Raw genomic sequence first — 20,783 nt, 5'->3', positions numbered from 1 at the left:
CAGTTCCTACTGCCGACCGGAACTGTGCTTTTCGTTGCTGCTCGGCGTTGCGATCACCCGGCGATTACCGCCCCAAGACCTTGCGGCAGCGGTGCGCGTGGAGATTCTGCAAATACGCTGGGCCTCAGCCAGCTGCTGATGTTCTTCAGCAAACCCGGCTCCCCCTGGACAACGAGATCGCCTGATCCGATCGCCTCGCGATAGGAGCGGTCCCCCATCCACACATCGTGCATCGTACGTACCGTACAGGTGAAATAGACGTCGACATCCTTGCCGGGGTCCGTGATGCACAGATCGACGTTGCAGTCGTTGACGAGCAGCCACCAGTCCTGTTGCTGTTTGAGATCGCGAAACTTGAACTGAATGATGCTCCGATCACCGATCATCTCTGCGGGATCTATGCTGCGCTCCAGATAGAGCATGAGCAATTCGACATCGAGGTCCGCATCGATGGTATTATGCCGGGCATAAAGCAGCCCCCACTCGCCGAGCGCCGAGAGCACCGGCAGCAGTTCGGTGCATGCCTTCGTCGGCCAGTATTCGAACGAGCGTTGTCCGCCGATCTTCCGCTTGACCACGAGCCCTTGTTCTTCGAACGATTTCAGGCGGGCGGTGAGCAACGCCGGAGAAATGTCCCCAAGGCCGCGTTGCAACTCGTTGAAGCGACGGCCACCCATGACAAGTTCGCGCAAGATCAGGAATGTCCATTTCTCACCCAGGATTTCCGTAGCCTTGGCAATCGGACAGAACTGGCCGTACTGCATATCACGCTTTCCCGTTTCGAATTGTGGCCGGCAACATCCCACTTTTTGTAGTGCGTTACTACAACTTCTGTAGCGGTCTCCTTCAGACGATGAACTAACCTTGGCGACGATCTTCGCGCAAACATCTCCTCACCGCCGGACACCGGCACTGCAAGACACAGAGGAGACTATCAATGCCGCTCGTGACCATCGACGTAATCAAGGACGTTTTCACCCCGGAGCAGAAGCAGGAAATCATCAGCAAGGTGACGGACACCATGGTATCCATCGAAGGCGAGGCCCTGCGCGGCGTCACCTGGGTGCGTATCGTCGAAGTCGAGCAAGGCGACTGGGGCATCGGCGGACAGACGCTTCATGCAGCCGACGTCCATGCCATGCAGCGACAGCCCGCCACCGCCTGACGCATTCGAAAAGCGAAAGTTCGAAGGGGTCTGCAGTGCAGGCCCCTTCTTGCCTTGTTCCGGCGCTAGCGCAGATAGTCCCTGCGGAAATCCGCAGCAAAGGTCGCAAAGCGGCCCTCGGCGATGGCATCGCGCATGCCCTGCATCAATTGCTGGTAGAAAGAGATGTTATGCTCGGTCAGCAGCATCGCGCCCAGGATCTCTCCCGAACGGATCAAGTGATGGATATAGGCCCGGCTATAGGTCCCGCAGGTCGTGCACGAGCAACGTTCGTCGATCGGCCCCGTGTCTTCCGCGTGGCGGGCATTGCGCATGTTGAGCGGGCCGTTCCAGGTGAAAGCCTGCCCGTTGCGGCCCGAGCGGGTGGGCAACACGCAATCGAACATGTCGACACCGCGTTCTACCGCACCGACGAGGTCGTCGGGTTTGCCCACGCCCATCAGGTAGCGCGGATGGTCGGCGGGAAGCTGGCTCGGCGCAAAATCGAGCGTGGCGAACATCGCCTCCTGCCCTTCGCCGACGGCGAGACCGCCTATGGCGTAACCGTCGAAGCCGATATCGACGAGCGCGTCGGCGGAATGCTTGCGAAGGCCTTCGTCGAGGGCGCCCTGCTGGATACCGAACAGCGCGGAATTCTCCGCATGCTTGCCGCCGCTGTCGAAGCCGTCGCGGCTGCGTTTGGCCCAGCGCATCGACATTTCCATCGACCGGGCAATCACCTCACGCGGCTGATCGATCTTTGGGCATTCGTCGAAGCACATGACGATGTCGGAGCCGAGCAGGCGCTGGATTTCCATCGAGCGTTCCGGCGTCAAATGATGGCGCGAGCCGTCGATGTGGCTGGCGAACGTCACGCCTTCCTCGCTGATCTTGCGCAGGTCCGACAGGCTCATCACCTGATAACCACCGCTGTCCGTCAAGATCGGCCGACTCCAGTTCATGAACTTGTGCAAGCCACCCAGCCGGGCGACGCGCTCGGCACCGGGCCGCAGCATTAGATGGTAGGTATTGCCCAGGATGATGTCGGCGCCGGTCGCCCTCACATCCTGCGGCTTCATGGCCTTGACGGTGCCCGCGGTCCCCACCGGCATGAAGGCGGGCGTGCGAATCTCTCCGCGCCGCATGCCAATGGTGCCGGTGCGGGCCTTGCCGTCGGTGGCGTGGATCTGAAAGTCGAAACGGGGGTTCATGCACCGCCCGTTAGAGAAATCAGAAGCCGTAGACCAGCGAGAAGCGCGAAATCGTATCGGTCTTGAGCGCCCCATCCGGGGGCGAGGTTTCGTGCGCGATGGAATAGGACATCTTGGCTTTCAGGCCTCTCGCCACGCCCGCCTCGATCCCGGTCAGCGAGGTGAAAGTACTGTCGTCGGATCCGACATAGCTCGACGCCGTCTGCGTCAGCTTGAGCGTGCCGTTGACCTTCCAGTCGAAGTCCAGCGAGGTCAGAACCGACCACGTCGTCTCCGAAGGATCCTCCACGAAGACAGTACGCCGAACGGCCGGGCCCGCTTCAAGCGAAAGATTCATGTTCGTCCGCTTGAGCACCCTGTACCCAAGGCCACCGGACAATGAATAGCGATTGTGAATGCCCTGGATCCGGTTCTTTTCATACTGCAGCCGCCCGTAAGTGAAGAACCCGTCACGCAGCGTGTACCGCGGTTGGTAGCTGGCGCCGTACTTCTCGCGCGTGATCGTGCCGGAATCCTTCTGGTAATCGGCATTGAGCAGGACGGTGTGTTCCCAATCGATTCCCTGCCGATCGAGCTTGAGCGCGCCGGTAAAGCCGAAATTGCTGGTATTGCCCGTCGATCGGAACGCGCCGAGTTCCAGTTGCCCCTTCCAGAGTTCGAGCACGCCCGAATTGCGAATGCGTTCCGTCTCTTCCTGGGTGCGCTGCGCCAGAGCCTGCGCCTTGCGATCAAGATAGGCCCGGTGCATCGCACGGATCTCGTCCTTGTCGTAGGGCTGCGTCGCAAGCGCCATTTTCACGACCGCCGCAAGTGCTTCCGAATCGTCCCGGCGAATGGCTTCCTCGATCATCGCCTTGACCGCTTTGGGAAGATGCGGCGGTTCGGCATTGATGAAAGGCACGGGATCGACGAATGGCGGCGCTTGCACCCGCAATGGACCAGCAGGCGCGGTATCATCCAGCGCAACCGGTTCATCGATGACCTGTGCCTGAGCGGGAGCGGCAAAAGCGGTGAAAATGAGAATGGCGAGGACGGGGGGGCGCTTCGTCATGCTCTCGTGTTACCCAGTCATGTGCGCAAGCGCCAGCCAGTCTTGAAGATCCAGGCAATCAAGGCCACACAAATTGCAAGGAAAAGTAGCGTCAGCCCGAGCGACAGCACTATCGGGAAGTCCGAACGCCCGTAGAACGTCCAGCGCAATCCGTTCACGAGATAGACGACCGGGTTGGCCATCGCCACCGAGCGCCACGGTTCGGGCAGGACCTGAATCGAATAGAACGTACCACCCAGAAACGTCAGCGGCATCAGGATCAGCATCGGCACGATGGAAAGCTTCTCAAAGTTGTCGGCCCAGATTCCGAGGATGAAACCGAACAGGGAAAAACTCGCCGATACCAACAGGATATAGCCGAAAGCGTAGACCGGATGTGCGATCGAATAGTCCACGAAGAAACTGGCGGTCACCAGAATGATGGTCGCAAGGATGAGCGACTTCGTGGCCGCCGCCCCCACGAAACCCACCAGTGTCTCGGCAACGCCGACCGGAGCCGACAGCAACTCGTAGATCGCCCCGGTAAAGCGCGGCATGTAGATGCCGAAGCTGGCGTTCGACGTACTCTCGCCGAGCAGCGTCAGCAACAGCAGGCCGGGCACGATGAAGGCGCCATAGTTCACCCCGCCCATGCCACCCTGCATCTGTCCGCCGATAGCGGCGCCGAAGACCACGAAGTAGAGCGTGGTCGTCAGAACCGGTGCAAGGATGGACTGGAGCGCGGTGCGAAAGGCGCGCAGCAGTTCGCGCTTGTAGATGGTCCAGGCGCTGCGCGCATTGAACAGGCTCATGCCGCGCCTCCTTCCAAGAGGTTGACGAAGATGTCTTCGAGGCTCGATTCGTGGATGTCTATGGCCGTGTAGTCGATGCCTGCCGCGATCAGGGCCTTGGTAAGCTGGGCGACTTCGGTAGTGCCGGCACCGCCCCCTTCCCCGCCATCGCCGCGATAGCACAGGACACGCCCGTCCTCGGCCAGCGTTAGCGGGAAGGAGGACAAGACCTCGGGAATTTCATCCAGTGGCTGCGCCAGCGCGATCAGGGCCTCGGTACGGCCGAGGCGCTCCATCATCGCCGCCTTCTCATCGACCATCAGTATCTCGCCCTTGTTGATGATCCCCACGCGGTCGGCCATTTCCTCGGCCTCCTCGATGTAGTGGGTGGTGAGGATCACCGTGGTTCCGCGCTCGCGCAACAGGGCGATCTGCCGCCACATGTCGCGCCGAAGTTCCACGTCGACGCCGGCGGTCGGCTCGTCGAGGAACAGCAATTCAGGTTCGTGGGCCAGCGCCTTGGCGATCAGCACGCGGCGTTTCATTCCGCCCGAGAGCGTCCGGATCTGGGCATCGCGCTTGTCCCACAGACTGAGGGCGCGCAGAATCTCCTCGATCTTCGCAGCGTCGGGCGGCAATCCGAACAGCCCGCGGGAATCGCCGACCGCGCGCCGCACCGGTTCGAACATGTCGGTTGCCAGTTCCTGCGGCACCAGGCCGATACGCGCACGCAGATGGCGCCAGTTGGACGCCATGTCCTCGCCAAAAGCGTGGATCGCACCCGAACTGGGACGAACAAGGCCGCAAACGGCACCGATCAGCGTCGTCTTGCCCGCGCCGTTGGGGCCGAGGAGAGCAAAGATTTCGCCCTTATTGATGGTGAGATCGACGCTCTTGAGCGCGGTGAAGCCGCCTGAGTAGGTCTTCGTCAGGCCGCTTATTTCCAGAATGGGCTGCATGACCCATAGATGTGCATCAGCAGCACACGTGCCAAGCCGTTTTTTGGAAACCGCAAAGACCGCAAAGCGTGATCACGCCGGCGCATCGTGATCTGGCGCTCATGACAGCTTGTCCCACCTTCCGGCATGGTACCAAACTTGTTCCCCAAAAGCGCCAACCGAAGCCATTCTTCGGGCCAGTCCGTTCATCACCTTACACGAAGATACAACACATTCGTTCTAGAATTTTGATATTTACATTTTCATTGCATTTATTGATGCATAAGAACGATTTTTATGTAGACTTCTTCTGCCTCCCCGCATGAAGAACAACGAGTGGGATCCGCATGAAGAAGATAAATGAAGTAATCTTTTTTCCTGTGCTCGTTGTTGCGGTAATGGCCATATCATTGGCTGCATCGTTAATTTCGCAAGGCGCAGGGGAATTGCACTTAACGTATACGTTCCTGTTGAAGCAGGACGTTTGGCTCATTGTGATAGAAGTCGTAATCGTCGCTGCCTGTCTATGGAAATTACCAGTCCGAACTTATCTCCCTGAAACACAAATAACTGCAGTTTATGCACTAGGGTTTACAATGATGATCGTGGCATTTGCAGGCCATTACCTCATCCTCGATGCCTATGACATGAGCCGCGATGAACAGTTAGCAAACTTCGACGCAATGATATTTGAGAACGGACGATTTGTAGCGCAACTTCCTGAACTTTGGCGAGCTAATGCTGAAGTGCTTAATACGATGTATACACATCACTCTGCGGGTGATGGTGCCTGGGCCTCCAAGTATTTGCCCGCGAATGCAGCGATTAGATCGGTATTTGCCCTTGCCGGCTTGAAGCCTCTTGTCAGCCCGGCAATGGTTCTTTTGGGCGCTATCGCACTTTGGGGATGCGTGCGCAGGCTCTGGCCGGAAGATTATCAAAGCGCAACCGTCGCTCTTCTCCTTTACAGTGGATCAGCTGCAGTATTGGTGAACGGAATGACATCGTACGCAATGCCGGCTCATCTCGCGATCAACCTGTGCTGGCTCTGGCTTTTTATGCGCCAGCGCTGGTGGGCGGACACAATAGCAATCTTTGTGGCTTTTGTTGCTGTAGGACTGCATCGACCCACAGTACATCCTTTGTTTTCCGCTCCAGTCTTAGCTACCTTGCTTCTAAACAAAGAATGGCATCGATCCGTTTACTTTTTTATTGGGTACCTTTTTATCGGACTTTTCTGGTTCTGGTATCCCAGCTACATAGCGGATCTCATTGGACCTCATGCCCATGCAGACCACGTGTCGATTTTCGATCAGATCAAGAATTCCTGGAGGAGCACTTCCTCAACGTATTTCCCCCTGATGATAGCCAACCTGGTACGATTCGTTGCTTGGCAGCATGTTTTACTCATCCCACTGGCGTTGCTCAGTACTAGTCTGATCAAGCGCAATCGCATCGTCGCAGCCCTTGCCGGAGGCATATTCCTCACTCTCCTGGTAAGGACGTTTTTCCAGCCATATCAAGGACATGGCTTTGGTTATCGCTATCTGCACGGACTTATCGGCAACTTCATTTTGTTGGCGGTTTTCGGCTGGAACGCGATCAAGGAACGCCTTCCTCAAGTGAATGCACTAATTCTTCGAACCACTTCAGCCGGAGTTTTGATGGTACTTCCCGTTCAGCTCTACATGGCCAATCGGTTCTACGCTCCGTACGCGGAAGTATCAGCGCGCATAGGCCGATTGCCTGCAGATTACGTTGTCGTGGGAGCCGCAGACGCGCCGTTCGCACAAGATCTGGTAATAAACGATCCGTTCTTGGAAGAGCGACCCATTCGTCTTTTGCGCGAATTCATCACACCCCAACTTCTTGATAAAGTTTGCGCAAGCCATCCAGTCATGAAATTCATCACGCCCGCCGAACTCGCAGACATAAGGGCATACTACATTGGCAAGGATATGTCGGAGAAAGGACTATCCGGCTCGCAACTGCCGCGAATTGCCGCCAGCAAAGGATGCGAGGTGAAATTCTAACGTGACGGGGGGTGACTGTGGCTGGCGGGCGCTAGCCATTGAGCGTTCACGCCGGCAGTAGAAGGCTGGAATCGCCGTAGGAGTAAAAGCGGTATTGCCCGGCGATGGCGTGGGCATAAGCCGCCTGCATCTTTTCCAACCCCATCAAGGCACTGACCAACATGAAAAGCGTCGACTTGGGCAAGTGAAAATTTGTCATCAGCCCGTCGATGGCCTTGAAGCGATAGCCGGGGGTGATGAAGATCGAGGTGTCGCCGGCGAAAGGCCGGATGATGTCGTCGTCGTCGGCCGCACTTTCCAACAGGCGCAGAGACGTCGTGCCTACCGCTATCAGCCGGCCGCCCGCCGCCCGCGCGGCGTTGAGGCGGTCCGCAGTTTCCGCGTCGATACGGCCCCATTCGGCGTGCATGCGGTGGTCGGCGGTGTCCTCGGCTTTCACCGGCAAGAACGTGCCCGCGCCTACGTGCAGGGTGAGCGTTTCGCGGGCGATACCGGCGGCATCTAGCCGTTCGACCAATTCGGGCGTGAAGTGCAGCGCCGCGGTCGGCGCGGCGACCGCGCCCTTCTCGCGGGCGAACATCGTCTGGTAGTCGCTGGCGTCCGCCTCGTCGGTTTCGCGTTTGCCGGCGATGTACGGCGGCAGGGGCATGCGCCCGGCCCGTTCGAGCAGGACCTCGACTGGTTCATCCCCTTCGAAGAACAACGTCCAGCTCCCGTCCTCGTGACGCTCCTCGGCCAAAGCATGGACATCGGCGGGAAACGCGATCCGGTCGCCGGATTTCAGGCGCTTGGCATTGCGCACGAAAGCCTGCCAGCGGCGCAGATCGACGCGCTTGTGCAGCGTGGCGCCGATCCGCGCTTCCCCGCGCCGGCCTTCGAGTTGTGCAGGAATGACTCGGGTATCGTTGAACACCAAGACATCGCCACGCCGCAAAATTCCGGGCAGATCGAAGACATGGCGGTCCGTAAACGGCGCTTCCCCTTCCACCACCAGCATGCGAGCAGCATCTCGCGGGCGGGCCGGACGCAGGGCAATGCGCTCCGGAGGGAGATCGAAATCGAACAGATCAACACGCATGGCGGGGCGCGCTAAACCAAGGTCTGTCCATCGGCAAGCACGGGATGACCTGCGCGGCCCTGCCGTGATTCAGACCGATACTGGCACCGGAATCTCAGTTCGACTCCGAATTGCTGAGCTGGTCTGCGGTGATCGGGGCAGCGGGCGCCTGCGTGGCGGCAAAGTCCGGCGGCGCCTTGTGCTGCGAAGCGAGCGAGGCTTGCACGATGCGTGTCGGATTTTCCGGTGGCTCACCGCGGTGAATCTTGTCGACATACTGCATGCCGCCGATAACTCGGCCGAACACCGTATATTTGCGGTCGAGCGCGAAGCGCGGATAGAACACAATGAAGAACTGGCTGTTTGCACTGTTCGGATCGTTGGTGCGCGCCATCGAGACGGTGCCGCGCAGATGCGGCATCGAATTGAATTCGGCCTCGAGGTCGGGAAGGTCCGAACCACCCTGGCCGGTTCCTGTCGGGTCGCCCGTCTGCGCCATGAAACCGTCGATCACGCGGTGGAAAATGATTCCGTCGTAAAAGCCCTGCTTGGCGAGCGTCTTGATCCGCTCGACGTGGTGCGGCGCCCATTGCGGCATCAGGCGAATGGCGACACGGCCACCATCCGAGAGATCGAGAAAGAGGACATCGTCGGGATCGTGCGTCGTGTCCGGGTCGACGAAGGTTGGAAGCGCGGCCGGAGCGGGCGTCACGGGCTCCTTCTTCTTGGCAAGCACTGGCGTGGCGGCAAGCGCAACTCCCAGCATCAAGGCGGTAAGAGGCAAGCGAAACTTCATCGAATACTCACAAGCTGGGTCCGATCCATGGCATGGCGCGATAGAGCGCCGCCGCTGTCGGCACAATGAATGAATTGCACGGGATCGTTCTCAGTAGTCCCCCTGGAGACCGTTCGCGGCGATGCGTGCCACCACGTCCTCGCGCACGGCGGGACTAACGAACTTCGCGATATCGCCACCAAACGTCGCGATTTCCTTGACCAGCTTCGACGCGATCGGCTGCAGGCTGACGTCGGCCATCAGGAAAACGGTCTCGATGTTCGGGTTGAGCTGCTGGTTCATGCCGGCCATCTGATATTCGTATTCGAAGTCGGCAACGGCGCGCAGGCCGCGAAGGATGACGGTTGCCCCCTGCTTCTGCGCGAACTTCATGAGCAGCGCGTTGAAGCCCACGACCTCCACATTGTCGATCCCGAGGGCCGCCACTTCGCGCTTGACCATGCCCATGCGCTCATCCGGCGTGAAAAGCGGATTCTTCGAAGGATTGGTGGTTACCCCGATAATCAGCTTGTCCACCAGCTTCGCGCCACGGCGAATGATATCGGCATGGCCCAGCGTGATCGGATCAAATGTGCCGGGATAGACCCCGACACGTTCGCCGCCCGTCTCCAAGCCTGTCATCAATGATCCCTTTCAACGATGTAGCGCGCCACGGCACGCAGCAGATCGGCCTCGCGACCGTGCTGCGCGAGATGCTCGACCGCCTGTTCCACCAACATGCGCGCCTGTTCTCGGGCACGCTCCGCCCCCAGCAGCGAGACGAAAGTCTGCTTGCCGGCCCTGGCGTCCTTGCCGACGGCCTTGCCGGCGACTTCGGCATCGCCTTCGTGGTCGATGAGATCGTCCGTGATCTGGAACGCGAGGCCGATGTCCCGTGCATAGCCGCGCAGATGGGTGCGACCTTCGGGAGCGACGCGGCCCAGGATTGCCCCCATCTCCACCGCCGCCCCGAGGAGCGCGCCGGTCTTGAGCTGTTGCAGCCGGGTGACCGTCTGGAGATCGAACTCGCTGGTCTCGGCGACCAGGTCCATCATCTGCCCGCCGGCCATGCCCTGCGCCCCGCTTGCCTGTCCCAGCGCCTGTACCAGTTCGATGCGGGTGAAGGGATCGGCACTCGTCGCCGGATCTCCCAGAACCTCGAACGCGAAGGCATGGAGCGAATCGCCGGCAAGAACGGCGGTCGCTTCGTCATACGCGAGATGTAGCGTGGGCTTGCCGTGCCGCATGGCATCGTTGTCCATGCATGGAAGATCATCGTGGATCAGCGAATAGACATGAATGGCTTCGATCGCGACTCCCGCGCGCACCGCCGCTTCCCGCTGCACGCCGTACATGTCTGCGACGCACGTCAGAAGCAGTGGACGCAGGCGCTTTCCGCCACCGATCGCGGCATAGCGCATGGCCTCCACGAGCTTTGCCCGCGCATCGCCCGGCACCGGCAACAGCGCATCGAACGTGTCGTCGATTTCCTCGGCAATGCGAGCCAGCCCTTCGGCCAAAAGCGTATCGGTCACGCCGCCGGCGCTCACGGCTCAGCGTTCCGGTGCATCGAAAGGTTGAGTGGCGTTAGGCGCACCATCGGGCCCTGTCACGATGCGTTCGATCCGCGCCTGCGCTGCGTCGAGCCGCTTCTGGCAATGCTGGCGCAGCTTGTCGCCCTTCTCGTAGAGCGAAATCGAGTCCTCCAGGGGGACGTCGCCGCTTTCGAGCTGCCGCACGATGGTTTCGAGCGCGCGCAAAGCGTCCTCGAAGCTCAGGTTCTCGATGTCTTCGGTCTCTCCGGCCATGGGCCATGCAATGACGGCCTGACCGGGCATGGTCAAGGTGGCGCCAGAGAATTCCCCGTCCCGTGCGTCAACTGGGCGGGACGGACTAGCCTACGCCTGACGACATGGCTAAGGCGCGACGCATGAGCGGAATCACTCCTGACGTCGTCGAGGCGCATGGCCTCAGCCCCGAAGAATACGAGCGCGTGCTGCATGCGCTGGGCCGGGAACCCAATCTTGTCGAACTCGGCATCTTTTCGGTCATGTGGTCCGAGCATTGCTCGTACAAGTCGAGCCGCTTCCATCTCAAGCAGCTTCCCACCGAAGCGCCCTGGGTAATCTGCGGGCCGGGCGAGAACGCCGGCGTCATCGACATCGGCAATGGCCAGGCCGCCATCTTCAAGATGGAGAGCCACAACCACCCCAGCTACATCGAACCCTATCAGGGCGCGGCGACCGGCGTGGGCGGCATCCTGCGAGACGTCTTCACGATGGGCGCGCGCCCGGTCGCGAACATGAACGCGCTGCGCTTCGGTCGGCCCGATCACCCCAAGATGAAGCACCTCGTACAGGGCGTCGTGTCGGGCATCGGCGGCTACGGCAACTGCGTGGGCGTGCCCACGGTCGGCGGCGAGACCAACTTCCACAAGGCCTATGACGGCAACATCCTCGTCAACGCAATGACGGTGGGCGTGGCCGATACCGACAAGATCTTCTATTGCGCCGCCACTGGCCTCGGGAACCCGATCGTCTATGTCGGCTCGAAGACCGGACGCGACGGTATCCATGGCGCCACGATGGCCAGTGCCGACTTCGACGAGAAATCGGAAGAGAAGCGCCCGACCGTGCAGGTGGGCGATCCCTTCACTGAAAAGCTGCTGATCGAGGCCTGCCTCGAACTGATGGCGACCGACGCTATCGTCGCCATTCAGGATATGGGCGCTGCGGGCCTCACCTCCTCGTCGGTCGAAATGGCGAGCAAGGGCGGCGCGGGCATCCGACTCGACATGAACAAGGTGCCTTGCCGCGAAGAGGCAATGACTCCCTATGAAATGATGCTGAGCGAGAGCCAGGAGCGCATGCTCATGGTGCTCAAGCCCGGCAAGGAAGCCATGGCGGAAGCCATCTTCAAGAAGTGGGAACTGGACTTCGCGGTGATCGGTGAAGTGACCGACACGGGCCACATGGTGCTCGAATTCGACGGCGAGGTCGTCTGCGACATTCCGCTCGGCCCGCTGGCCGACGATGCGCCCGAATACGAGCGTCCTTACGTCACGCCCGAGGAATACAAGGCCTGGGCCGCTGTTCCGGCACTCGGCGACGTTCCCGAGAGCACCGATCTCGGCGCGGACCTCGTCAAGCTCATGGGCAGCCCCGACCTCGCCTCGCGCAAATGGATCTGGGAGCAGTACGACAGCCAGGTCGGCGCGGACACCATGCAGAAGTCCGGCGGCGATGCAGCCGTCGTGCGCGTCCACGGCACGCAGAAGGCGCTGGCGATCAGCACCGACTGCACGCCGCGCTATTGCTATGCCGATCCCTACGAGGGCGGCAAGCAGGCGGTGGCCGAGACCTATCGCAACATCAGCGCAGTCGGCGGCCTGCCGCTCGCCATCACCAACTGCCTCAACTTCGCCAACCCGCAGCGCCCGCAGATCATGGCGCAAATCGTCGGCTGCCTGCACGGCATGGGTGATGCCTGCCGCGAACTCGACTACCCGATCGTGAGCGGCAACGTCTCGCTCTACAACGAATCGAAGGCGACCGGCGGCGGCTCGGCGATCCTGCCGACGCCCGCCATCGGCGGCGTCGGCCTGCTGGCCGATCACGACAAGATGACGACCATTGCGTTCAAGAACGACGGCGACGAGATCTTCCTGCTCGGCGGCGAGGGCACGCATCTCGGCCAGTCGCTCTGGCTACGCGAAATCGCAGGCCGGGAAGCCGGCGACGCTCCCAAGGTTGATCTCAAGGCCGAGGCCGCCAATGGCGCGGCCGTGCGCGGCTGGATCGGCGAGGCCAAGGTTTCCGCCGTTCACGACGTCAGCGACGGCGGCCTGCTCGTGGCGCTGGCGGAGATGGCGCTGGCGGGTGGCAAGGGCTGCCAGTTGGACAGCGACCTCGACACAGCCAAAGCCTTCGGCGAGGATCAGGGACGCTATGTCGTTACCGCACCCGCCGGCAGCGACCTGTCCGGCGCGGTGAAAATCGGTACGGTCGGTGGAACAACCGTCGCCGGTGTTGAGGTGTCCGCTCTGCGCGAAGCCAGCGAAGCTTTCTTCCGCGACTGGATGGAAGCCTAAGCCCTCCACCACCCGCTGCCCTTCGGGCAGTTCATCCTGAGCGGCCGGCCTAACAGCCAGCCGAAGGGCGGGCGGTCCCCCTCCCCATTTTGCTTCGCAAAACAGGGAGGATTGGGGAAGTTAACGCTCGGCAGGCTCTGTTAACGCACCCAGTCCTTCTCAGGGATACCGAGCAACCTCAGCACGCTCGTCAGGTCGCCGCGATCGATCCAGCCGTTTGCGGCAGCACGCGCCTTGGGCTTTGCGCGATAGGCAATGCCGTAAGTGGCGGCCTGGAGCATGGGGATGTCGTTGGCGCCGTCGCCAGTCGCAAGGCTTGTCGCGCCCTCGCCCGCCGCAGCGACTTCTTCCAGCAGCGTCGCCTTCTTTACCGAACTATCCACGACCGGACCCGCCAGTTCGCCGGACAGCTTGCCGCCCGTCACCTCGAGGCGGTTGCCCACGACATGCTCGAAACCCAGCCGTTCGGCTACAGGATCGGCAAAGTGATGGAAGCCGCCAGTCACGAGTATGGTCCGGCACCCGAGCTTCTTGAGCGTTTCCACAAGCACCTTAGATCCGGGCATCGGGTGGATGCGACCGGCGAGGCACTCGTCGATGGCGTCGATCGAGAGCCCCTCGAGCAGACCGACTCGCTCACGCAGTGCCTGCTCGAAATCGAGTTCTCCCTGCATGGCCCGCTCCGTGATGGCGGCAATGCGGTCGCGCAGGCCGGCAAAGTCGGCGAGCTCGTCGATGCATTCCTGCCCGATCATCGTCGAATCCATGTCGGAAATGAACACGCGCGGCACCACCGGTTCCTCCGCGCAAACCAGCCCGTCACTCGGGGAAAAGTGCGCATCCAGGCTGGCTCGCAGCGCTTCGGCGTTGTCATCGGGCGAGTCGATTTCCATCGTCTGCCCGCAAAAATCGAGCATGGCTGCCGATGCGATGCGTACGCCGGCCTTTTCCATCTCTGCCTTCGCGGCTTCGAGTCTGGTCGAAAGATGATCCGGTTCTGCTATCAGCCGGGCAATGAGCACTGCGAATTCCCTTGATACGCCATTTGATGTCGCGGCCGGTGACCGGCCTCCACTGGCGCTCATCGCAGGGCCGACCGCCAGCGGCAAGAGCGATTGTGCCGTGGCGCTGGGGCAGGAACTGGAACGGCGCGGACGCCGCGCAGTCGTCGTGAATGCCGACAGTTCGCAGGTCTACGCAGACCTCACCGTCCTCAGTGCGCGCCCGACCGAAGAGGAAATGGGCGGAATCGAACATCGGCTGTTCGGGGCGTGGGACGGGGCGGAGGGATGTTCCGCTGCCGATTGGGCGCGGGCTGCACGCGAAACCATCGCCGATGTGCACGCCGAAGGGGCCGTGCCGATTCTGGTTGGCGGCACGGGCCTCTATATCCGCACTCTGCTCGACGGCATCGCGCCGATTCCTGCTATCGACGCAAATGTCCGAGAGCAGGTCCGCGCGATGCCGGTCGCGGATGCCTATGCCGCTTTACAGGTAGAGGACCCGGAGCGCGCCGCCCGGCTCGCCCCTGCCGATACGGCACGCATCTGCCGTGCCCTCGAAGTCGTACTCTCCACCGGGCATCCACTCGCCTACTGGCAACAGGAAACCAGTGGCGGGATCGGCGAGGCGGTTACGCTTTACCCGGCCATCCTGCTGCCGGAACGGCAAGCGCTCTATGCGCGCTGCGACCTGCGCTTTGCGCGCATGATCGAACGCGGCGCCCTGGCCGAAGTGGAGGCTCTGCTGGCGCGCGGGCTCGATCCGGATCTTCCGGTCATGCGCGCCATCGGCGTTCCAGAGCTCACAGGAGTCGTGACAGGCACGTGCTCGCTCGAGGAGGCCGTGGCCCGCGGCGCTCAGGCAACGCGCAACTACGCCAAGCGCCAGTACACGTGGCTGCGACACCAGCCCCCGGAACAATGGCCCAGGATCGAGTTTGAAAATTTCGATTTCAAAAATATTACAGTAATTTTATTTCGTAATCTGGGGTTGACGTAATACATACGTTTCCCTAGAGGCCCTGTCACCTGCTGATGGGAAGTTATGCAGGGAGGAGAGGATGACCCGGCACGGCCCCTAGTCGTGTCGGGTCGGTTTCATTGGAGCGCGAAATCCCCCGGAAAGCCTTGTTTCCGGAGGTTACCGGAGTATGGGTGCGCGCATTCGGATACCGCCTCAATGGCGGGTCCGGTCTCGAGTCGAAAAGGAATGGGTTGTGAGTGAAGAGCGCAGCGGCGCGAACATCCTGGTCGAAAGTCTGGCCAAGCAGGGGGTCGAGTTCGTATTCGGCTATCCCGGCGGTGCCGTACTGCCGATCTACGATGCCCTCTTCGGAGAGGAGCGCATTCGCCACATTCTCGTCCGCCACGAAGCCGGCGCGGCTCATGCTGCCGAAGGTTACGCACGTTCGACCGGCAAGCCGGGCGTCGTCCTCGTCACCTCGGGCCCCGGCGCGACCAATGCCATGACCGGCATTGCCGACGCTTTCCTCGATTCCATTCCGCTGGTGGTCATTACCGGACAGGTGCCCACGGCCCTGATCGGTTCGGACGCGTTCCAGGAAGCCGATACCGTCGGCATCTCGCGTCACTGCACCAAGCACAACTATCTCGTGAAGGACCCGGCCGACCTCGCCGCGGTCGTCGACGAGGCCTTCCAGATCGCCACCACCGGCCGTCCCGGCCCGGTCCTGATCGACATTCCCAAGGACGTGCAGATCGCCATGGCCGCCTGGAGCGATTCCCCGCCCCAGCGCCGTCAGCGCTATGCCCCGCGCACGCAGGGCGCGAGCGAAGAGATCGAGCAGGCCGTGGAGATGATCGCGAGCGCCCGCGCGCCGATCCTCTATACCGGCGGCGGCGTCATCAACTCGGGTCCGAAAGCCACGGCACTGCTGCGCGAGCTGCAGAAGAGGACCGGCGCGCCCGTCACCTCGACGCTGATGGGCCTTGGCGCCTTCCCCGCGGACCATCCCGACTGGCTGGGCATGCTGGGCATGCACGGCACCTACGAAGCCAACATGGCGATGAACCAGTCGGACCTGATCGTCTGCGTCGGCGCCCGCTTCGACGACCGCGTGACCGGGCGCCTCGATGCCTTCGCGCCGAATTCGAAGAAGATCCACATCGACATCGACCGCTCGTCGATCAACAAGACGGTTCCGGTCGACCTGCCGGTCATCGGCGACTGCGCACAGGTGCTCGAGCAGATCCTCGACGCCTGGGGCGACCGCAAGGCGCAGGACCTGACCGGCTGGAAGGGCCGCATCGACACCTGGCGCGAGCGCAAGAGCCTCTCGTTCCCGGCCAATGCCGATGCGATCATGCCGCAGCTCGCGATCCAGCGCCTGTTCGAGCTGACCAAGGACAAGGACCCGATCATCTCGACCGAGGTGGGCCAGCATCAGATGTGGGCGGCTCAGCACTTCCACTTCTTCAGCCCCAACAAGTGGCTGACCTCGGGTGGTCTGGGTACCATGGGCTACGGCCTGCCCGCCGCAATCGGCGCGCAGCTCGGCAACCCCGACACGCTGGTCATCGACGTTGCCGGCGATGCCTCGATCCAGATGAACATCCAGGAGCTCGGCACCGCGACGCAATATCGCCTGCCGGTGAAGATCTTCATCCTCAACAACGAATGGATGGGCATGGTCCGCCAGTGGCAGGAACTGACCTATGAAAGCCGCTATTCGAATTCCTATTCGGACAGCCTGCCCGACTTCGTGAAGCTGGCCGAGGCCTATGGCTGGAAGGGCATCCGCATCGCCAATGAAAGCGAACTGGATGCCGGCATTCAGGCGATGATGGACTATCCCGGTCCGGTGATCGTCGACTGCTGCGTGCACAACGAGGCCAACTGCTTCCCGATGATCCCCTCGGGCGCGGCGCACACCGAAATGATCCTCTACGGCGACACCGTTGCCGGCACGATGGATGACGAGGCCAAGGCGCTCGTTTGAGCGCCGGGTTTCCCTAGGACATGACTGACATGATGCATATCAAGCACGAGGCCGAAGAGCGCCACGTCCTGACCGTGACGGTCGACAACGAGGCCGGTATTCTCGCCAAGATCGCGGGCCTGTTCACCGCGCGCGGCTACAACATCGACAGCCTGACCGTGGCCGACATCACCGAGAACCACGCGGTGAGCCGGATCACCATCGTTACCCACGGCCCGCCGAGCCAGATCGACCAGATCCACGCCCAGCTCGAGCGGCTGGTACCGGTGCACAAGGTCGTCGACCTCACCGAGGCCGGACCTTTCGTGCAGCGCGAACTGGCGCTGATCAAGGTTGCCGGTATGGGCGAGAAGCGCGTCGAGGCGCTGCGCATCGCCGATGTGTTCCGCGCCAAGCCGGTCGACACCAGCACCTCCAGCTTCATTTTCGAGCTGACCGGCGCGCCCGACAAGATCGACACCTTCGTGGCGATCATGCGCGAACTGGGCCTTGTCGAAGTGGGCCGCACCGGCGTCGTCGGCATGATCCGCGGTGCCGAGGAAGCCTGACATTTTGATTTGTGGCTTGCCTCGCTAGGGAAGCCTATCCGACCCCCGCGCCATGGGCGCACCGATACAACAGGCCCGAAGAGATGGCGGGCCGCCGAAAGGACAGTACGATGAAGGTCTATTACGACGCCGATTGCGACATCAATCTGATCACGGGCAAGAAGATTGCCGTGCTCGGCTACGGCAGCCAGGGCCACGCCCACGCGCAGAACCTGCGCGACAGCGGCGTCAAGGAAGTCGCCATCGCGCTGCGTGAAGGTTCGGCCACTGCCAAGAAGGCCGAAGCCGCCGGCTTCAAGGTGCTCTCGAACGCCGAAGCCGCCAAGTGGGCCGACATCCTCATGATCCTCGCGCCCGACGAGCATCAGGCCGCGATCTACGCCGACGACCTGCACGCCAACATGAAGCCCGGCGCGGCGCTTGCCTTCGCACACGGCCTCAACGTGCACTTCGGCCTGATCGAAGCCCGCGCCGACATCGACGTGATCATGATCGCACCGAAGGGCCCGGGTCACACCGTGCGCAGCGAATACCAGCGTGGCGGCGGCGTGCCCTGCCTCGTTGCCATCGCGCAGGACACCACCGGCAATGCCCACGACATCGCCCTCGCCTACGCCTCGGGCGTCGGCGGCGGTCGTTCGGGCATCATCGAGACCAACTTCCGCGAGGAATGCGAAACCGACCTGTTCGGCGAGCAGGCCGTTCTCTGCGGCGGCGCCACCGCGCTGGTCCAGGCCGGCTTCGAAACGCTGGTGGAAGCCGGCTACGCGCCGGAAATGGCCTACTTCGAGTGCCTCCACGAGCTGAAGCTGATCGTCGACCTGATGTATGAAGGCGGCATCGCCAACATGCGCTACTCGATCTCGAACACCGCCGAATACGGCGACATCAAGACCGGCCCGCGCATCATCACCGAAGAGACCAAGAAGGAAATGAAGCGCGTTCTCGCCGACATCCAGTCGGGCCGCTTCGTGAAGGACTTCGTGATGGACAACCGCGCCGGCCAGCCGGAGCTGAAGGCCTCGCGCAAGGCTGCCCAGCGTCACCAGATCGAGGAAACCGGCGCCAAGCTGCGCGCGATGATGCCCTGGATCGGTGCCAACGCGCTGGTCGACAAGACCAAGAACTGATCTGCACCGGACCGGACTTGTTCCGGTCCTGCATCCGCGGAACAATCTCCCGAACCTGCCGTTTGCTTCTGCAATGTCAGGTTCGGGAGTTGTTGTTTTGACGCGAAATATGCTCGCCGCTGCATGTGCGTTGCCGTCCGCGGCCGCATTCACCATCGCCTTCACCGTGAGCGCTCCTCTGCCCGCGCAAAAGGCAGAGGCAAAAGACGCGGTTTCGATGACAAACGCCACTTTGCACCGTGAACTGTCCCAGGCGGCGAGGCTGAATGCCGAGGATACATCCGCGGCTTCTCTGCAGGCCGTTTCGGCCACCGAGACTGGAACTGTCGAACAGGACGCTGGCATCCCGGCATTGGTTCGATAAAGATCGGGTGCCCGGCTACCGAGAGGATTCGCTGTGACGAGACGCCTTCCCCTTCTGCCCGCCGCTGCCGGTGCCGCGCTGATGGCTCTGGCCGGCTGTTCCACCGATGGCACGGAGAATCCCGCCACCATGCCGCCACCGCCGGACATGCAACCGACCTGCGGCGCCGACATGCTCGATGCCTATATCGGCCGGCCCGCCAGCGATTCCACCATCGCAGCAATTCGCGAGTGGCGCGGCGACAATCTCGTGCGCGTCATCCGGCCCGGCACGGTCGTAACGATGGACTACCGCCCGGAACGACTGAACATCGACGTCGATGAAAACGGCACGATTACTGGCTTCCGCTGCACCTGATCAGCGCATCAGCGCAAAGCACTTGCGCACTTCCTCGACGAATATCTGCGGCTGCTCCCATGCCGCGAAGTGTCCGCCGCGTGGGGCGTCGTTCCAGTAGACGAGGTTCTGAAGGATGCGCTCGGCCCATTTGCGCGGAGCCTTGGTGATTTCGCGCGGAAAGGTCGAGACACCGGCCGGCAACAGCACCGGGCCTGACTTGCCAATCGCGCCGAAGCTTTCCCAATAGAGCCGCGCTGCCGATGCCCCGTTGGCCGGCAGCCAGTAAAGCATCACGTTGTCGAGGATCGCATCCATCGAGAGCGCATCGAGCGGCGAGCCCTGATTGTCGGTCCACGACCACATCTTCTCGTAGATCCAGCCCGCCAGCGCGACCGGGCTGTCGACAAGGGCATAGCCGATGGTCTGCGGCCGGGTGGACTGGATCGCCGAATAGCCGGAATCGAATGTCTTGTACTTCTCACCCGCGGCCTTGGCCTCCGCCACTTCCGGGCTGGTATCGGCGTAGTCTTCCCGCGTCGGGCGTGCGACGGGCATGTTGGTGTGAATACCGGCCAGACCCTCTGGCGCCTGTCCGCCCATAGTCGTCGTGATGATCGCGCCCCAGTCTCCACCCTGCGCGAACCAGCGCGAATAGCCGAGCCGGCGCATCAATTCCGCCCACGCCTGCCCGATCTTCTCGACGCCCCATCCGGCTTCCACGGGCTTGCCGGAAAAACCGTATCCGGGAAGCGATGGTACGACCACGTGGAAGGCGTCCTCCGCCTTTCCGCCATGGGCGACCGGATCGGTCAGCGGTCCGATGGCTTCCATGAACTCGATCACCGAACCCGGCCATCCATGCGTGAGGATCAGCGGCACGGCCTTCGAATGCGGCGAGCGGACGTGGAGAAAGTGGATATCGAGCCCGTCGATCTGCGTGAGATACTGCCCGAACCCGTTGAGCCGCGCTTCACAGCGGCGCCAGTCGTACCCGTCCGCCCAATAGGCGACGAGCGCCTTCAGGGCCTTGAGCGGCGTGCCCTGCGACCAGTCGTCGACGGTCTCCGCCTCGGGCCATCGCGTCATCGCAATGCGCCGGTGCAGGTCCTCGATCTGCGTGTCGGGAATGGCGAGCGTCAAAGGGCGAATGTCGGTCATGCGTCGAAGCCTAGGCGCGCGGCGGTCAGGCGGGCAAGGCCATGGCCGCGGCAGGCTCGCGCGTTTGCCGCCCCGGCCAAAACCGCGATATCGCCTCGGATCGGCGGCGTTCCCCCTTTACAGAACGCCAGTCAGTGCCCATAGGCACATGCATGACTCTCCGTCTCGGCCTTCTCCTGCGACTTACCCGCCCTTGGGCGTGAGGTGACGCGTT

21 protein-coding genes are annotated in these 20,783 nt (G+C 62.0%); 9 read left to right on the top strand and 12 right to left on the bottom strand.

The window, feature by feature from the left end:
• Window positions 1-53: 53 nt before the first annotated feature.
• Entirely contained in the window at window positions 54-764 is a 711-nt protein-coding gene (locus tag LK12_RS10180; protein WP_039283059.1) for a winged helix-turn-helix transcriptional regulator, read from the bottom strand.
• Window positions 765-937: 173 nt separating this feature from the next.
• Here LK12_RS10180 and LK12_RS10175 point away from each other — a divergent pair, with 173 nt between their 5' ends.
• Window positions 938-1,165: a tautomerase family protein gene (locus LK12_RS10175; RefSeq protein ID WP_039283056.1), complete on the top strand. Its 228-nt coding sequence runs from the start codon at window positions 938-940 to the stop codon at window positions 1,163-1,165.
• Window positions 1,166-1,230: 65 nt separating this feature from the next.
• Here LK12_RS10175 and tgt read toward each other — a convergent pair whose 3' ends face one another.
• Genes tgt through LK12_RS10155 form a run of 4 tightly spaced genes read right to left on the bottom strand, consistent with a single transcriptional unit; the run spans window position 1,231 to window position 5,135 of the window.
• Window positions 1,231-2,355, bottom strand: a complete 1,125-nt coding sequence (gene tgt / locus LK12_RS10170; RefSeq protein ID WP_039283053.1) for a tRNA guanosine(34) transglycosylase Tgt — start codon at window positions 2,353-2,355, stop codon at window positions 1,231-1,233.
• A 19-nt stretch (window positions 2,356-2,374) separates the two neighbouring features.
• On the bottom strand, window positions 2,375-3,406 hold the full coding sequence (locus LK12_RS10165; protein ID WP_052223310.1) for a DUF481 domain-containing protein: 1,032 nt from the start codon (window positions 3,404-3,406) through the stop codon (window positions 2,375-2,377).
• Window positions 3,407-3,423: 17 nt separating this feature from the next.
• On the bottom strand, window positions 3,424-4,197 hold the full coding sequence (locus tag LK12_RS10160) for an ABC transporter permease (protein ID WP_039283050.1): 774 nt from the start codon (window positions 4,195-4,197) through the stop codon (window positions 3,424-3,426).
• A complete protein-coding gene (locus LK12_RS10155; RefSeq protein WP_039283047.1) occupies window positions 4,194-5,135 on the bottom strand; it encodes an ABC transporter ATP-binding protein in 942 nt (313 codons plus the stop codon). Before LK12_RS10155 ends, LK12_RS10160 begins: the two co-directional genes overlap by 4 nt.
• A gap of 326 nt (window positions 5,136-5,461) precedes the next feature.
• Here LK12_RS10155 and LK12_RS10150 point away from each other — a divergent pair, with 326 nt between their 5' ends.
• Window positions 5,462-7,147: a hypothetical protein gene (locus LK12_RS10150; RefSeq protein ID WP_039283044.1), complete on the top strand. Its 1,686-nt coding sequence runs from the start codon at window positions 5,462-5,464 to the stop codon at window positions 7,145-7,147.
• Between the two features lie 46 nt (window positions 7,148-7,193).
• On the opposite strand, the gene queA is transcribed toward LK12_RS10150, so the two are convergent.
• From queA to LK12_RS10125, 5 genes are all read right to left on the bottom strand, one after another.
• Complete coding sequence (gene queA / locus LK12_RS10145) at window positions 7,194-8,225, bottom strand: tRNA preQ1(34) S-adenosylmethionine ribosyltransferase-isomerase QueA (protein ID WP_039283041.1); 1,032 nt, start codon at window positions 8,223-8,225, stop codon at window positions 7,194-7,196.
• Between the two features lie 94 nt (window positions 8,226-8,319).
• Complete coding sequence (locus LK12_RS10140; RefSeq protein ID WP_039283037.1) at window positions 8,320-9,000, bottom strand: peptidylprolyl isomerase; 681 nt, start codon at window positions 8,998-9,000, stop codon at window positions 8,320-8,322.
• A gap of 90 nt (window positions 9,001-9,090) precedes the next feature.
• On the bottom strand, window positions 9,091-9,621 hold the full coding sequence (gene coaD, locus LK12_RS10135) for a pantetheine-phosphate adenylyltransferase (protein WP_039283034.1): 531 nt from the start codon (window positions 9,619-9,621) through the stop codon (window positions 9,091-9,093).
• On the bottom strand, window positions 9,621-10,529 hold the full coding sequence (locus LK12_RS10130) for a polyprenyl synthetase family protein (protein ID WP_039283031.1): 909 nt from the start codon (window positions 10,527-10,529) through the stop codon (window positions 9,621-9,623). The genes coaD and LK12_RS10130 overlap by 1 nt, the downstream gene beginning before the upstream one ends.
• Before the next feature lie 3 nt (window positions 10,530-10,532).
• Complete coding sequence (locus tag LK12_RS10125; RefSeq protein ID WP_039285102.1) at window positions 10,533-10,787, bottom strand: exodeoxyribonuclease VII small subunit; 255 nt, start codon at window positions 10,785-10,787, stop codon at window positions 10,533-10,535.
• Window positions 10,788-10,909: 122 nt separating this feature from the next.
• On the opposite strand from LK12_RS10125, the gene purL reads away from it, so the two are divergent.
• Complete coding sequence (gene purL / locus LK12_RS10120; protein ID WP_039283028.1) at window positions 10,910-13,069, top strand: phosphoribosylformylglycinamidine synthase subunit PurL; 2,160 nt, start codon at window positions 10,910-10,912, stop codon at window positions 13,067-13,069.
• Window positions 13,070-13,209: 140 nt separating this feature from the next.
• Here purL and serB read toward each other — a convergent pair whose 3' ends face one another.
• On the bottom strand, window positions 13,210-14,091 hold the full coding sequence (gene serB / locus LK12_RS10115) for a phosphoserine phosphatase SerB (protein ID WP_039283025.1): 882 nt from the start codon (window positions 14,089-14,091) through the stop codon (window positions 13,210-13,212).
• Here serB and miaA point away from each other — a divergent pair.
• The 6 genes from miaA (at window position 14,084) to LK12_RS10085 (ending at window position 19,429) form a co-directional block, all read left to right on the top strand.
• Window positions 14,084-15,070: a tRNA (adenosine(37)-N6)-dimethylallyltransferase MiaA gene (miaA, locus tag LK12_RS10110; RefSeq protein ID WP_039285101.1), complete on the top strand. Its 987-nt coding sequence runs from the start codon at window positions 14,084-14,086 to the stop codon at window positions 15,068-15,070. The genes serB and miaA overlap by 8 nt on opposite strands.
• A gap of 217 nt (window positions 15,071-15,287) precedes the next feature.
• On the top strand, window positions 15,288-17,030 hold the full coding sequence (gene ilvB, locus LK12_RS10105) for a biosynthetic-type acetolactate synthase large subunit (RefSeq protein WP_039283022.1): 1,743 nt from the start codon (window positions 15,288-15,290) through the stop codon (window positions 17,028-17,030).
• A gap of 29 nt (window positions 17,031-17,059) precedes the next feature.
• The gene (gene ilvN / locus LK12_RS10100) at window positions 17,060-17,578 is read left to right on the top strand and encodes an acetolactate synthase small subunit (RefSeq protein ID WP_039285100.1); all 519 of its coding nucleotides are present in this window, start codon (window positions 17,060-17,062) and stop codon (window positions 17,576-17,578) included.
• Between the two features lie 110 nt (window positions 17,579-17,688).
• A complete protein-coding gene (gene ilvC, locus LK12_RS10095) occupies window positions 17,689-18,708 on the top strand; it encodes a ketol-acid reductoisomerase (RefSeq protein WP_039283020.1) in 1,020 nt (339 codons plus the stop codon).
• Window positions 18,709-18,817: 109 nt separating this feature from the next.
• Window positions 18,818-19,072 (top strand): hypothetical protein, encoded by a 255-nt coding sequence (locus LK12_RS10090; RefSeq protein ID WP_039283018.1) that lies wholly within the window; start codon window positions 18,818-18,820, stop codon window positions 19,070-19,072.
• Window positions 19,073-19,105: 33 nt separating this feature from the next.
• Window positions 19,106-19,429: an I78 family peptidase inhibitor gene (locus tag LK12_RS10085; protein WP_039283016.1), complete on the top strand. Its 324-nt coding sequence runs from the start codon at window positions 19,106-19,108 to the stop codon at window positions 19,427-19,429.
• Here the strand turns inward: LK12_RS10085 and LK12_RS10080 are convergent, their stop codons facing one another.
• Window positions 19,430-20,569 (bottom strand): epoxide hydrolase family protein, encoded by a 1,140-nt coding sequence (locus tag LK12_RS10080; protein ID WP_039283014.1) that lies wholly within the window; start codon window positions 20,567-20,569, stop codon window positions 19,430-19,432.
• Window positions 20,570-20,783 lie beyond the last annotated feature (214 nt).

It is taken from the genome of Novosphingobium malaysiense, from assembly GCF_000802225.1.
GTDB lineage: Bacteria > Pseudomonadota > Alphaproteobacteria > Sphingomonadales > Sphingomonadaceae > Novosphingobium > Novosphingobium malaysiense.
Note: the sequence above shows the minus strand (reverse complement) of the source record. Positions and strands in the feature narration are given on the sequence as shown.